Raw genomic sequence first — 13,647 nt, forward strand, 5'->3', positions numbered from 1 at the left:
TAGTTTGGTGCGAGAGAATCAGGAGCAGGGCGCGCTGAAAGCGGCCCTGGCTTCTGTTTTTTTAGTGCGCGCGGTGGACGTTGGACAACAGCTTGTTTACCTTTGGGTTCTTGCGATAGATCAACGCCATTTTGCCGATAACCTGAACCAGGTCGGCCGAGCCGGCTTTGCAGATTTCTGCAATGGCCTGCAGGCGGCTTTCGCGGTCGAGGATGTTGAGCTTGATCTTGATCAGCTCGTGATCGCTCAGTGCGCGTTCAAGCTCTGCCAGCACACCTTCAGTCAAACCATTGTCAGCCACGATCAATACCGGTTTCAGGTGGTGGCCAATGGATTTGTATTGTTTCTTCTGCTCTTGAGTGAGCGGCATAATCTGACCTCTGCGTCTGATCTTGTAAAAAGCGGCGGCCAGTTTACCCGAGCGAGTCCGGGACCGCCCAGTTAATCACGACTCGTTTATTTTTGAGGTGCCCCGTGGCCCGTTCCAAGACAAGCCATAACTGGCTCAAAGAACACTTCGACGACAAGTACGTCAAAATGGCGCAGAAGGACGGCTACCGTTCGCGTGCCAGTTACAAGCTTCTCGAGATCCAGGAAAAGGACAAGATCATCCGTCCCGGCATGACCGTGATCGACCTCGGCGCCGCGCCTGGAGGCTGGTCGCAGGTGACCAGTCGTCTGATTGGCGGTCAAGGCCGCCTGATCGCTTCCGACATCCTTGAGATGGACAGCATCCCTGATGTGACCTTCATTCAGGGCGATTTCACCGAAGACGCTGTGCTCGCGCAAATTCTGGAAGCAGTCGGTAATACACAGGTAGACCTTGTGATTTCCGATATGGCCCCCAATATGAGTGGATTGAGCGCTGTCGACATGCCGCGTGCAATGTTTCTTTGCGAACTGGCGCTTGATCTGGCCGGGCGGGTTCTGCGTCCGGGTGGCGATTTCCTCATCAAGGTTTTCCAGGGTGAGGGTTTCGATGTGTACCACAAGGACATTCGCAAGCTGTTCGACAAGGTACAGATGCGCAAACCCTTGTCCTCACGCGACCGTTCCCGCGAGCAGTACCTGCTGGGGCGTGGCTTCAAAGGCATCGAAGGCGCTGCAAGCGATGAGCGTCTCTGACACAGAGCGATAGCTTTTTTTAAATAGCGTTGTCGATGCAGCATGTTCGAACATCGCGTAGTCAAAGTTTCACAAAGGGTTACAGACGTCGCCTGCCACATCTGTAGGTTCTGTAGTAAGTTAGGCCGGTGAATATCATGCGAGGCACGCTTGCTGCGTGGAGCTTGCTTCAGAGGGTAGCTAATTGAACGATATGGCAAAGAATTTGATCCTGTGGTTGATCATCGCTGCTGTCCTTGTGACGGTGATGAACAACTTCTCCAGCCCGAACGAGCCGCAGACCCTCAATTACTCCGAGTTCATCCAGCAAGTGAAGGATGGCAAGGTTGAGAAGGTTTCCGTCGACGGCTACGTCATCACTGGCAAGCGCAGCGATGGCGATACCTTCAAGACCATTCGTCCGGCCATTCAGGATAACGGTCTGATCGGCGATCTGGTCGACAACAACGTGGTTGTTGAAGGCAAGCAGCCTGAGCAGCAGAGCATCTGGACACAGTTGCTGGTCGCCAGCTTTCCGATCCTGGTGATCATCGCGGTCTTCATGTTCTTCATGCGCCAGATGCAGGGCGGAGCCGGTGGTAAAGGCGGCCCGATGAGCTTCGGCAAGAGCAAGGCGCGTCTGCTGTCCGAAGATCAGGTCAAGACCACCCTGGCTGACGTTGCAGGTTGTGACGAAGCCAAGGAAGAAGTCGGCGAGCTCGTTGAGTTCCTTCGCGATCCGGGCAAGTTCCAGCGTCTGGGTGGCCGAATTCCCCGCGGCGTGCTGATGGTCGGTCCTCCGGGTACCGGCAAGACGCTGATCGCCAAAGCCATCGCTGGCGAAGCGAAAGTGCCGTTCTTCACCATTTCCGGTTCCGACTTCGTTGAGATGTTCGTGGGTGTTGGTGCGAGCCGCGTCCGTGACATGTTCGAACAGGCCAAGAAGCACGCGCCATGCATCATCTTCATTGACGAAATCGACGCTGTCGGTCGCCATCGTGGTGCCGGCATGGGCGGTGGTCATGACGAGCGCGAGCAGACCCTCAACCAGTTGCTGGTAGAGATGGACGGTTTCGAAATGAATGACGGCATCATCGTCATCGCTGCGACCAACCGCCCTGATGTACTTGACCCTGCGCTGCTGCGTCCGGGCCGTTTCGACCGTCAGGTCGTGGTCGGTCTGCCGGACATCCGTGGTCGCGAACAGATCCTCAAGGTTCACATGCGCAAGGTTCCGATGGGCGAGGATGTGAATCCTGGCGTCATCGCTCGTGGCACACCTGGTTTCTCGGGTGCCGACCTGGCCAACCTGGTCAACGAGGCTTCACTCTTTGCTGCCCGCTCCGGCAAGCGTATTGTCGAGATGAAAGAGTTCGAGCTGGCCAAGGACAAGATCATGATGGGCGCCGAGCGCAAATCGATGGTCATGTCCGAGAAGGAAAAGCAGAACACGGCCTACCACGAAGCGGGTCACGCTATCGTTGGTCGTCTGGTGCCTGAGCATGACCCGGTTTACAAGGTGTCGATCATCCCGCGCGGTCGCGCGCTGGGTGTGACCATGTTCCTGCCGGAAGAAGATCGTTACAGCCTGTCGAAGCGTGCGCTGATCAGTCAGATCTGCTCGCTGTACGGCGGTCGTATTGCTGAAGAGATGACACTTGGCTTTGACGGCGTCACGACTGGCGCTTCCAATGACATCATGCGTGCGAGTCAGATTGCACGGAACATGGTGACCAAGTGGGGTCTGTCGGAAAAGCTGGGTCCTCTGATGTATTCCGAGGACGAAGACGCCGGTTATCTGGGTCGTGGCGGCAGTCAGAACTCCAACTTCTCAGGAGAAACGGCCAAGCTGATCGACTCCGAGGTTCGCAGCATCATCGATCTCTGCTACGGCACCGCGAAACAGCTGCTTACGGACAACCGTGACAAGCTCGATGCCATGGCAGACGCGCTGATGAAGTATGAAACCATCGATGCCGATCAGATCGACGACATCATGTCGGGTCGTCCGCCGCGCGAGCCGCGTGACTGGGAAGGCGGTTCGGGTACCAAAGGTACGCCGATCACCCCTGATCCACGCCCGGAAACACCGATCGGTGGCCCGGCTGCCGAACATTAAGGTCTGACATGACTTCTGCGCTGTACCCAACCCGGTTGCCTTGCGGCAACCGGGTTCTTGATTTGGCCCATACGCATGTGATGGGCATTCTCAATGCAACCCCTGACTCTTTTTCGGACGGCGGCCGCTACAGCCAGCTCGATGCGGCCTTGCGTCATGCGCAAGAGATGGTTGCTGCGGGCGCCACGCTGATTGATGTGGGGGGCGAATCCACTCGTCCAGGCGCTCGTCCTGTTTCGCCTTCCGAGGAAGTCGATCGTGTCGCGCCGGTTGTCGAGCTCATTGCTCGAGAGCTGGACGTCATCATCTCCGTTGACACCTCGACCCCTGAGGTTATCGTCGAGTCCGCCAGACTGGGCGCCGGGCTTATCAACGATGTTCGCTCGTTGCGGCGCCCAGGTGCGCTGGAGGCGGCTGCAGCGACCGGTCTGCCGGTCTGTCTCATGCATATGCTGGGCGAGCCGGGCGACATGCAGGATAATCCGCATTATCAGGACCTCGTTGGCGAAGTGAGTGCCTTCCTGGCTGATCGCATGGAGCGATGCGAGGCGGCAGGCATCCCCAAAGACCGTATCATTCTTGATCCCGGTTTCGGCTTTGCGAAAACGCTGGAGCACAATCTCAGTCTGTTCAGGCACATGGAAGCGCTGCATGCTCTGGGTCGCCCGCTGCTTGTGGGCGTGTCACGCAAAAGCATGATCGGCGCGGTTCTGGGGCGTCCTGTAGGCGAGCGACTGATAGGTGGGTTGGCGTTGGCCGCACTGGCCATGACCAAAGGTGCAAGAATCTTGCGTGTGCACGATGTCGCCGAAACGGCCGACGTGGTGCGCATGATTGCAGCTGTCGAAGCAGCTGAATAACAACAGTGGGGCATCCATGACTACCAGAAAATATTTCGGAACCGACGGCATTCGCGGTCGTGTTGGCCAGTTCCCGATCACTCCCGATTTCATGCTCAAGCTGGGCTGGGCGGCGGGCATGGCTTTCCGCAAGCTGGGTAGCTGCCGGATCCTGGTTGGTAAGGACACGCGCATCTCCGGCTACATGTTCGAGTCGGCACTCGAGGCCGGGTTGTCCGCTGCCGGCGCCGATGTGATGCTGCTGGGTCCGATGCCCACGCCTGCCATTGCCTACCTGACGCGCACCTTCCACGCCGAGGCTGGCATCGTGATCAGCGCCTCGCACAATCCTCATTACGACAACGGTATCAAGTTCTTTTCCGGGCAGGGCACGAAACTGCCGGACGAGATCGAAATGATGATCGAGGAACTGCTCGACGCGCCAATGACCGTTGCCGAGTCCGAGAACCTGGGTAAGGTCTCCCGCATCAACGACGCCGCTGGCCGTTACATCGAGTTCTGCAAGAGCAGTGTTCCGACCAGTACCGATTTTGCCGGTTTGAAAGTCGTTATCGATTGCGCGCACGGTGCGACTTACAAGGTCGCGCCCAATGTGTTTCGTGAGCTGGGTGCGCAGGTTGTCGTGCTGTCGGCTCAGCCTGATGGCCTCAACATCAACAAGGACTGTGGCTCTACCCATATGGAGGCGCTACAGGCTGCCGTGCTGGCCGAGAAGGCTGACATGGGTATCGGCTTCGACGGTGATGGCGATCGGGTCCTGATGGTCGATCACACGGGCACCATCGTCGACGGTGACGAACTGCTGTACATCATCGCGCGTGATCTGCACGAGCGGGGTCGCTTGCAGGGCGGAGTGGTCGGGACGCTGATGAGTAATCTGGGTCTTGAGCTGGCCCTGGCCGAGCAGAATATTCCGTTCGTGCGCGCCAATGTCGGTGACCGTTATGTCATCGCCGAGCTGCTTGAGCGTAACTGGCAGGTCGGTGGGGAGAATTCCGGGCATATCGTCTGCTTCCAGCATGCCACCACGGGCGATGCGATTATCGCCGCGCTGCAGGTGATTCTGGCATTGCGTCGCAGTGACATCAGTCTCGCGGAAGCGCGTCTGAGGCTGCGCAAGTGCCCACAGATCCTGATCAACGTTCGTTTTGGTGGAGACGGTGTCGACCCCGTTTCGCATCCGTCCGTTCAGGAGGCCTGTGCACGGGTAACCGAACAAATGGCGGGGCGTGGCAGGGTTCTGCTACGCAAGTCCGGTACTGAGCCGTTGGTCCGCGTCATGGTCGAAGGTGAAGACGAATCCCAGGTCAGGGCCCATGCCGAAGAGCTGGCAAAACTGGTTGCTGAAGTTTGCGCCTGATTTCGGCTTGCCAGTGCTCTAAGTGTTGGGTAACATCTGCGCCCACTTTGACCCACGAGGTGTAGCATGCGTCGCCCAATGGTAGCTGGTAACTGGAAAATGCACGGTACCCGCGCCAGCGTCGCTGAGCTGATCAAGGGTCTTGCTCTGCAATCGATGCCGGGCAACGTTGATGTTGCCGTGATGCCTTCGAGTCTGTTCATCGGTCAGGTGATTCAGGCGCTTGAAGCGACGTCGATCATCGTCGGCGCTCAGGATGCAGCGATACAGGCTGCGCAGGGCGCACTGACAGGCGAAGTTGCATCGAGTCAGTTGGCTGATGCGGGTTGCAAGCTGGTGTTGGTAGGGCACTCCGAGCGTCGTCAGTTGATTGGCGAGCAGGACGATGTGCTTAATCGCAAGTTTGCAGCCATCCAGGCTGAAGGTCTTACGCCGGTGCTTTGCATTGGTGAAACCCTGGAAGAGCGTCAGGCGGGCCAGACACTTGAAGTGGTCGGTCGCCAGCTGGACAGCGTCATTGCCGAGTTTGGTGTTGAAGCGTTCGTGAATGCGGTTATCGCGTACGAGCCGGTCTGGGCCATTGGCACCGGATTGACTGCTTCGCCTGAAGAGGCGCAGGAAGTTCACGCAGCCATTCGCGCCAGGCTGGCGGAAAAGAATGCCGAAGTCGCACAAGGCGTGCGACTTCTTTATGGCGGCAGCGTTAAGTCGACCAATGCGGTCGAGTTATTCAGCATGCCGGATATCGATGGGGGGCTCATTGGTGGTGCCTCCCTGAATGCAGATGAGTTCGGTGCGATCTGTCGCGCCGCGGGAAACTGAAAAAATGCTGGAAACAGTCGTAGTCGTTTTTCATCTGTTGGGCGCTCTGGGCGTTGTTGCTCTGGTATTGCTGCAGCAGGGTAAAGGTGCGGACGCAGGTGCGTCTTTCGGAGCGGGTGCATCAAATACTGTCTTCGGAGGGCAAGGAACCTCTACCTTTCTGAGTAAGTTTACTGCTATACTTGCGGCATGTTTTTTCATAACCAGCTTGGGGTTAGGTTACTTTGCTAAAGAGAAAGCTCAACAGCTGACTCAAGTAGGGTTGCCAGATCCAGCGGTACTGGAAGTGAAGCAAAAGCCGGCGGCAGATGATGTGCCGGTGCTCGAAGGGCAAAAGCCAGCTGTTGTTCCAGCTGACGTACCTCAGGCTCCAGAGCAGAAGTAAAAGAATTCAGGCGATGTTTTCGAGGTCGCCAAAAAGAGTTGTAATGCCGAGGTGGTGGAATTGGTAGACACGCAACCTTGAGGTGGTTGTGCCCATAGGGTGTAGGGGTTCGAGTCCCCTTCTCGGTACCAATTGAACAGGAGAGCCCGCACTAGCGGGCTTTCTTGTAGGTGGATGTTCGATTGACCCATAGATGGATCGGTCGTATACTTCCGCCCCAGCTTTGTCGCGGGGTGGAGCAGCTTGGTAGCTCGTCGGGCTCATAACCCGAAGGTCGTTGGTTCAAATCCAGCCCCCGCAACCAGTTTTAGCGGAGCCCCTTTTCAGGGGCTTTTTGTTAGCTGGACAGTACATGACGTCGATGTTCAGCGGCGTTCTCATGGATGGGCTTTTGCCCATTTTTTTATTTTTAAAGCATGCACGAGGGGGTTCAGGTGTCGAGCAAGCTAGAACAGTTGCAGGCCTTGTTGGCCCCGGTGGTCGAGGCTCTTGGCTATCAATGCTGGGGAATAGAGTTTCTTTCCCAGGGCCGACATTCACTGCTGCGCATTTATATCGACAAGGAAGGTGGTGTTCTGGTGGAGGACTGCGAAATCGTCAGTCGCCAGATCAGTGGTGTTTTGGACGTAGAAGATCCAATCGCTGCCGAATACACACTTGAGGTGTCTTCTCCCGGCATGGACCGCCCACTGTTCACTCTTGAACAGTTTGCTTTGCACGCTGGGGAACAAGTGAAAATAAAGCTGCGCTCGCCCTTCGATGGCCGACGCAACTTTCAAGGCCTTCTCCGCGGGGTGGAGGAGCAGGACGTCGTGGTGCATGTAGAAGACCACGAATACCTGTTGCCGATCGACTTGATCGACAAGGCCAACATTATTCCCACGTTTGACTGAGACGTGCCAGATACTGCGGATCCCGCGGATCCAATGGCTTGCGAAAGGCGAGGCGTACGATGAGCAAAGAAGTACTGCTGGTTGTTGAGTCGGTGTCCAATGAAAAGGGCGTTCCGGCAGGTGTAATTTTCGAAGCACTGGAGCTGGCGCTTGCCACTGCTACCAAGAAGCGTTTTGAAGATGAAGTTGAACTGCGTGTGGAAATCAACCGTCACACGGGTAACTACGAGACTTTCCGTCGCTGGACAGTGGTCGAAGACGAAGATCTGGACGATCCGGCTTACGAGTTGGCAGTTGATCAGGCCCAGGCCAAAAAGCCGGGCGCCGTTGCTGGCGATCTGATCGAAGAGAAAATCGACTCCATCGAGTTCGGCCGTATTGCCGCACAGACCGCCAAGCAAGTCATTGTGCAGAAGGTTCGTGAGGCTGAGCGTGCTCAGGTTGTCGACGCCTATCGCGAGCGTCTGGGCGAAATCATTTCCGGTACTGTCAAAAAGGTTACGCGTGACAATGTCATCGTTGACCTTGGCAACAATGCCGAAGCACTGCTGGCTCGTGAAGACATCATTTCCCGGGAGACTTTCCGGGTGGGTGTTCGCGTTCGAGCGCTGCTCAAGGAAATCCGCACCGAAAACCGCGGCCCTCAGTTGATCCTGTCGCGTACTGCGCCAGAGATGCTGATCGAGCTTTTCCGTATCGAAGTACCGGAAATTGCCGAAGGTCTGATCGAGGTGATGGCTGCCTCCCGTGACCCGGGTTCGCGTGCAAAAATCGCTGTTCGCTCCAAGGACAAACGAATCGATCCGCAAGGCGCCTGCATCGGCATGCGTGGTTCGCGAGTTCAGGCCGTTTCCGGCGAGCTGGGTGGCGAGCGTGTGGATATCGTGCTTTGGGACGATAACCCGGCACAGTTCGTGATCAATGCAATGTCCCCTGCTGAAGTAGCGGCAATCATCGTAGATGAAGATGCGCATGCAATGGACATCGCGGTTGGCGCGGACAACCTGGCCCAGGCGATTGGTCGTGGCGGTCAGAACGTGCGTCTGGCAAGTCAGTTGACTGGCTGGACCCTGAACGTAATGACCGAATCGGACATCCAGGCCAAGCAGCAAGCTGAAACCGGTGACATCCTGCGCAATTTCATCGAAGAGCTGGAAGTCGATGAAGAACTGGCACAGGTTCTGGTTGATGAAGGTTTTACCAGCCTGGAAGAGATTGCCTACGTACCGTTGGAAGAAATGCTCAACATCGACGGCTTTGACGAAGACATCGTCAACGAGCTTCGCGCTCGTGCCAAGGATCGTTTGTTGACTAAAGCCATCGCTACTGAGGAAAAGCTGGCAGACGCCCATCCGGCCGAAGACCTGCTCTCGCTTGAGGGTATGGACAAGGATTTGGCGATGGAACTGGCGGTGCGCGGCGTAGTTACCCGCGAAGACCTGGCCGAGCAGTCTATAGATGACCTGCTCGACATCGACGGCATTGACGATGATCGTGCCGGCAAGTTGATCATGGCCGCCCGAGCCCATTGGTTCGAGTAAGTAGGCGCGGCCTGAGGAGAGAAGTGCATGACGCAAGTCACGGTGAAAGAACTGGCCAAAGTGGTCGACACACCGGTAGAGCGCCTGTTACAGCAGATGCGTGAGGCAGGTCTGCCGCACACCGCCGCCGAGCAAGTTGTGACCGATAACGAAAAACAAGCCCTGTTGACGCATTTGAAAAGCGGTCACAAGGCCAAGGTGGAAGAGCCGCGCAAGATCACTTTGCAGCGCAAGACCACCAGCACCCTGCGCGTTGCTGGCAGCAAGAGCATCAGCGTTGAAGTGCGCAAGAAGAAAGTCTTCGTACAGCGTAGCCCGGAAGAAATCGAAGCCGAGCGCAAGCGTGAGATGGACGAGCGCCGTGCGGTAGAAAATGCCGCACGTCAAAAGGCTGAAGAAGAAGCCAAGCGTCGCGAAGAAGATGCGCCGCGCCAGCCTGCTGCTGCACAGACCGCCGAGCAACCTGCACCCGCAGCTGCCCAGCCTGTTGTCGCTGCCGAGCCTGCGCGTGAAGCGTCGGCTGCTCCTGCTCCGGCACATCCGAACGCAACGCCGACTGTTGAAGTCCGCAAGCGTGACGACCAGCGTCGCCCGGACAAGCCGCGCGCCGATGATCGCAATGCCCGTGGTGGCGATGGCGACCGCAAGAACGCGCCTCATCGCGCTTCGGTCAAAGAGAAGGCTCCGGCTCCACGCGTTGCCCCTCGCACTACCGACGAAGAAAGCGATGGTTTCCGTCGTGGTGGTCGTGGCAAGTCCAAGCTGAAGAAGCGCAATGCGCACGGTTTCCAGAGCCCTACCGGCCCTGTGGTTCGTGACGTTGCCATCGGCGAGACCATCACTGTCGGCGAATTGTCCGCGCAGATGTCGGTCAAGGCTGCCGAAGTCATCAAGTTCATGTTCAAGATGGGCACTCCGGTGACCATCAACCAGGTACTGGATCAGGAAACTGCCCAGTTGATCGCCGAAGAGCTGGGCCACAAGGTCACGCTGGTCAGCGACAATGCCCTGGAAGATTCCCTGGCTGAATCGCTGAAGTTCGAAGGCGAGACGTTCTCCCGTGCACCTGTCGTGACCGTAATGGGCCACGTTGACCACGGTAAGACTTCCCTGCTCGACTACATTCGTCGTGCCAAGGTCGCTGCTGGCGAAGCCGGTGGTATCACCCAGCACATCGGTGCCTACCACGTTGAAACCGAACGCGGCATGGTTACCTTCCTCGACACCCCGGGCCACGCTGCGTTTACCGCAATGCGTGCCCGTGGTGCCAAGGCGACGGACATCGTGATCCTGGTGGTTGCGGCGGACGACGGCGTGATGCCACAGACCATCGAAGCGGTTCAGCATGCTGTGGCTGCTGGCGTGCCTCTGGTGGTTGCCGTGAACAAGATCGACAAGCCGGGCGCAGATCTCGATCGCATCCGTAGCGAATTGTCGGTTCATGGCGTGACATCCGAAGAGTGGGGCGGTGATACGCCATTCGTATCGGTCTCCGCCAAGATGGGTACCGGCGTTGACGAACTGCTCGAAGCCGTTCTGCTGCAGGCCGAAGTTCTGGAACTCAAGGCAACGCCGTCGGCTCCTGGCCGTGGTGTGGTTGTCGAGTCCCGTCTGGACAAGGGCCGTGGCCCTGTTGCGACGGTTCTGGTTCAGGACGGTACGCTGCGTCAGGGCGACATGGTTCTGGTCGGTTCGAACTTCGGTCGTATCCGCGCCATGCTCGACGAGAACGGCAAGCCGGTCAAAGAAGCAGGTCCTTCGATTCCGGTCGAAATCCTGGGTCTTGATGGCACGCCGGACGCTGGCGACGAGATGTCTGTACTGGCTGACGAGAAGAAAGCCCGTGAAGTCGCGCTGTTCCGCCAAGGCAAGTTCCGCGAGGTCAAACTGGCTCGCGCTCATGCCGGCAAGCTCGAAAACATCTTCGAGAACATGGGTCAGGAAGAGAAGAAGACGCTCAACATCGTCCTCAAATCCGACGTCCGCGGTTCTCTGGAAGCATTGCAGGGCGCCCTCGGCGGCCTGGGTAACGATGAAGTGCAAGTGCGCGTAGTCGGTGGCGGTGTCGGTGGTATCACCGAGAGCGACGCCAATCTGGCACTGGCCTCCAACGCTGTACTGTTCGGCTTCAACGTGCGTGCCGATGCCGGCGCTCGCAAGATCGTCGAGCAGGAAGGTCTGGACATGCGTTACTACAACGTGATCTACGACATCATCGAAGACGTCAAGAAGGCCCTCACCGGCATGCTTGGCAGCGACGTCCGGGAGAACATCCTGGGTATCGCCGAAGTCCGTGATGTGTTCCGTTCGCCGAAATTCGGCGCGATCGCAGGTTGTATGGTGCTGGAAGGCGTTGTTCACCGTAACCGTCCAATCCGCGTACTGCGTGAAGACATCGTTATCTTTGAAGGCGAGCTGGAATCCCTGCGCCGCTTCAAGGACGACGCTGCCGAAGTGCGTGCCGGCATGGAATGCGGTATCGGCGTCAAGAGCTACAACGACGTCAAGGTCGGTGACAAGATCGAAGTCTTCGAGAAGGTCCAAGTGGCTCGCAGCCTCTAAATCGCGAGCTTCAGGAGCCATGGTGAAACATCGCATGCAAATGCCGCTGTCTTCATCATGGGCTCTCAACGCAACGCCCGGTCTGGCATTTGTCAGGCCGGGCGTTTGCCGCTTTCAGACTGTCAGGGTTTGGTCCCGGATCAGTAACAGGTAACAAACATGGCAAAAGAATATAGCCGCACCCAACGTATTGGCGATCAGATGCAGCGCGAGCTGGCTCAGCTGATCCGTCGCGAAATCAAGGACCCTCGTGTGGGTCTGGTCACCATCACCGCTGTCGATGTCAGCCGCGACGTGGGTCATGCCAAGATTTTCATGACCGTCATGGGCCAGGACAGCGCTGAGGAAATCGCGCAGAGCATCAAGGTGCTCAACTCTGCCGCAGGCTTCCTGCGCATGCAGCTGGCGCGTGAAATGAAGCTGCGCAGCGTGCCGCAGTTGCACTTCCACTACGACGAAAGCGTCGTGCGTGGCGCCCACCTCTCGGCATTGATCGAGCGGGCCGTGGCCGAAGACGGGCAGCACCAGGAAGGTTCTGCGCCACAAGGCGTCAAGCCTGAAAGTACCGAGGAGTAAAGGGTGGCTCAGGTCAAGCGTATACGCCGCAACGTCAGCGGGATCATCCTGCTCGACAAGCCGCTGGGTTTTACCTCCAACGCGGCCCTGCAGAAGGTTCGCTGGTTGCTCAATGCCGAGAAGGCTGGCCACACTGGCAGCCTCGATCCGCTGGCAACGGGTGTATTGCCCTTGTGCTTCGGTGAGGCCACCAAGTTTTCGCAATACCTGCTCGATTCGGACAAGTCCTACGAAACCATGATGCAACTCGGCAAGACCACGACCACGGGCGACTCCGAAGGCGATGTTCTGCTGACGCGTCCCGTGACCGTTGGTCGTGACGATATCGAAGCCGCATTGCCCGCTTTTCGTGGGCAAATCAGCCAGATACCGCCGATGTACTCCGCCCTCAAGCGGGACGGACAGCCTCTTTACAAGCTGGCACGTGCAGGGGAAGTAGTGGAGCGCGAGCCCCGTTCTGTTACTATTGCGCGCTTGGAATTGCTTGCCTGCGAAGGCGACACGGCACGTCTGTCGGTCGATTGCAGCAAAGGCACCTATATCCGGACCCTGGTCGAGGATATCGGTGAGCAGCTCGGTTGTGGTGCCTACGTCGCAGAACTGCGTCGTACCCAGGCCGGACCCTTCAGTCTGGCCCAGACGGTCACGCTGGAAGAGCTTGAGCAGGTGCATGCCGACGGTGGCAATGAAGCGGTTGACCGCTTTCTGATGCCTTCGGACAGTGGCCTGCTGGACTGGCCGCTGCTGAAGTTTTCGGAGCACAGTTCGTTCTACTGGTTGCATGGTCAGCCAGTGAGAGCACCGGACGCGCCAAAGTTCGGCATGGTGCGGGTGCAGGATCATGAAGGTCGCTTCATCGGTATCGGTGAGGTCAGTGAAGACGGGCGTATTGCGCCGCGTCGATTGATTCGGTCAGAGTGACCGGAACCCGTCCATCGTCAGGCTAGCCTGCAGATGGAAGGGAGCGAGGATGGCTGTCAACAGGCACGGTCAAGCCTCTTTTTTTAATACGAGGATCTGTCCTCGGCCTGTTGGAAACGTTTCTTCGGAAGCGGTTCCTTGAATAAAAGGATTGCCCACATGGCACTCAGCGTTGAAGAAAAAGCTCAGATCGTAACCGACTACCAGCAAGCTGTTGGTGACACTGGTTCGCCAGAAGTGCAAGTTGCACTGCTGACCGCCAACATCAACAAACTGCAAGGCCACTTCAAGGCCAACGGTAAGGACCACCACTCGCGTCGTGGTCTGATCCGTATGGTAAACCAGCGCCGCAAGCTGCTGGATTACTTGAAAGGTAAGGACGTTAGCCGTTACAGCGCCCTGATCGGTCGTCTGGGTCTGCGTCGCTAATAACGACGTTGCTAGAGGTTGGTTGTCTGTCGCGAATCATCGGGTTTACCCGGTGGTTCGGGCAGGCTCCCAGCC

13 protein-coding genes and 2 tRNA genes are annotated in these 13,647 nt (G+C 57.6%); 14 read left to right on the plus strand and 1 reads right to left on the minus strand.

Translation table 11 applies throughout. The annotated features are described in order from the left end of the window. Window positions 1-61: 61 nt before the first annotated feature. Window positions 62-370 (minus strand): YhbY family RNA-binding protein, encoded by a 309-nt coding sequence (locus AC0IXS_RS18905; protein WP_004879990.1) that lies wholly within the window; start codon window positions 368-370, stop codon window positions 62-64. A gap of 104 nt (window positions 371-474) precedes the next feature. On the opposite strand from AC0IXS_RS18905, the gene rlmE reads away from it, so the two are divergent. From rlmE to rpsO, 14 genes are all read left to right on the plus strand, one after another. Next, window positions 475-1,125 carry a 23S rRNA (uridine(2552)-2'-O)-methyltransferase RlmE gene (gene rlmE / locus AC0IXS_RS18910; protein WP_004879989.1) on the plus strand — a complete coding sequence of 217 codons (651 nt, stop codon included), beginning with the start codon at window positions 475-477 and terminating at the stop codon, window positions 1,123-1,125. A gap of 193 nt (window positions 1,126-1,318) precedes the next feature. After that, window positions 1,319-3,223 (plus strand): ATP-dependent zinc metalloprotease FtsH, encoded by a 1,905-nt coding sequence (gene ftsH, locus AC0IXS_RS18915; RefSeq protein ID WP_004879987.1) that lies wholly within the window; start codon window positions 1,319-1,321, stop codon window positions 3,221-3,223. Window positions 3,224-3,231: 8 nt separating this feature from the next. Next, entirely contained in the window at window positions 3,232-4,083 is an 852-nt protein-coding gene (gene folP, locus AC0IXS_RS18920) for a dihydropteroate synthase (RefSeq protein WP_057408770.1), read from the plus strand. 16 nt (window positions 4,084-4,099) lie between these two features. Continuing rightward, window positions 4,100-5,443, plus strand: a complete 1,344-nt coding sequence (gene glmM, locus AC0IXS_RS18925; protein ID WP_191957539.1) for a phosphoglucosamine mutase — start codon at window positions 4,100-4,102, stop codon at window positions 5,441-5,443. Window positions 5,444-5,509: 66 nt separating this feature from the next. Then, window positions 5,510-6,265 carry a triose-phosphate isomerase gene (gene tpiA, locus AC0IXS_RS18930; protein WP_069143061.1) on the plus strand — a complete coding sequence of 252 codons (756 nt, stop codon included), beginning with the start codon at window positions 5,510-5,512 and terminating at the stop codon, window positions 6,263-6,265. A gap of 4 nt (window positions 6,266-6,269) precedes the next feature. Next, window positions 6,270-6,650, plus strand: a complete 381-nt coding sequence (secG, locus tag AC0IXS_RS18935; protein ID WP_004879981.1) for a preprotein translocase subunit SecG — start codon at window positions 6,270-6,272, stop codon at window positions 6,648-6,650. Between the two features lie 45 nt (window positions 6,651-6,695). Next, window positions 6,696-6,781 (plus strand) — tRNA-Leu (locus AC0IXS_RS18940). Between the two features lie 96 nt (window positions 6,782-6,877). Then, window positions 6,878-6,954: transfer RNA gene (locus tag AC0IXS_RS18945), tRNA-Met, on the plus strand. A 130-nt stretch (window positions 6,955-7,084) separates the two neighbouring features. Then, on the plus strand, window positions 7,085-7,543 hold the full coding sequence (rimP, locus tag AC0IXS_RS18950) for a ribosome maturation factor RimP (RefSeq protein ID WP_004879978.1): 459 nt from the start codon (window positions 7,085-7,087) through the stop codon (window positions 7,541-7,543). Window positions 7,544-7,602: 59 nt separating this feature from the next. Next, a complete protein-coding gene (nusA, locus tag AC0IXS_RS18955; RefSeq protein ID WP_004879977.1) occupies window positions 7,603-9,084 on the plus strand; it encodes a transcription termination factor NusA in 1,482 nt (493 codons plus the stop codon). Between the two features lie 27 nt (window positions 9,085-9,111). After that, window positions 9,112-11,646, plus strand: a complete 2,535-nt coding sequence (infB, locus tag AC0IXS_RS18960) for a translation initiation factor IF-2 (RefSeq protein WP_057408767.1) — start codon at window positions 9,112-9,114, stop codon at window positions 11,644-11,646. Between the two features lie 159 nt (window positions 11,647-11,805). After that, a complete protein-coding gene (rbfA, locus tag AC0IXS_RS18965) occupies window positions 11,806-12,222 on the plus strand; it encodes a 30S ribosome-binding factor RbfA (RefSeq protein ID WP_004879974.1) in 417 nt (138 codons plus the stop codon). A 3-nt stretch (window positions 12,223-12,225) separates the two neighbouring features. Further along, window positions 12,226-13,143 (plus strand): tRNA pseudouridine(55) synthase TruB, encoded by a 918-nt coding sequence (truB, locus tag AC0IXS_RS18970; RefSeq protein ID WP_004879971.1) that lies wholly within the window; start codon window positions 12,226-12,228, stop codon window positions 13,141-13,143. 159 nt (window positions 13,144-13,302) lie between these two features. Continuing rightward, window positions 13,303-13,572 (plus strand): 30S ribosomal protein S15, encoded by a 270-nt coding sequence (gene rpsO, locus AC0IXS_RS18975; RefSeq protein WP_002555121.1) that lies wholly within the window; start codon window positions 13,303-13,305, stop codon window positions 13,570-13,572. Window positions 13,573-13,647 lie beyond the last annotated feature (75 nt).

It is taken from the genome of Pseudomonas sp. AC016, assembly GCF_979253365.1.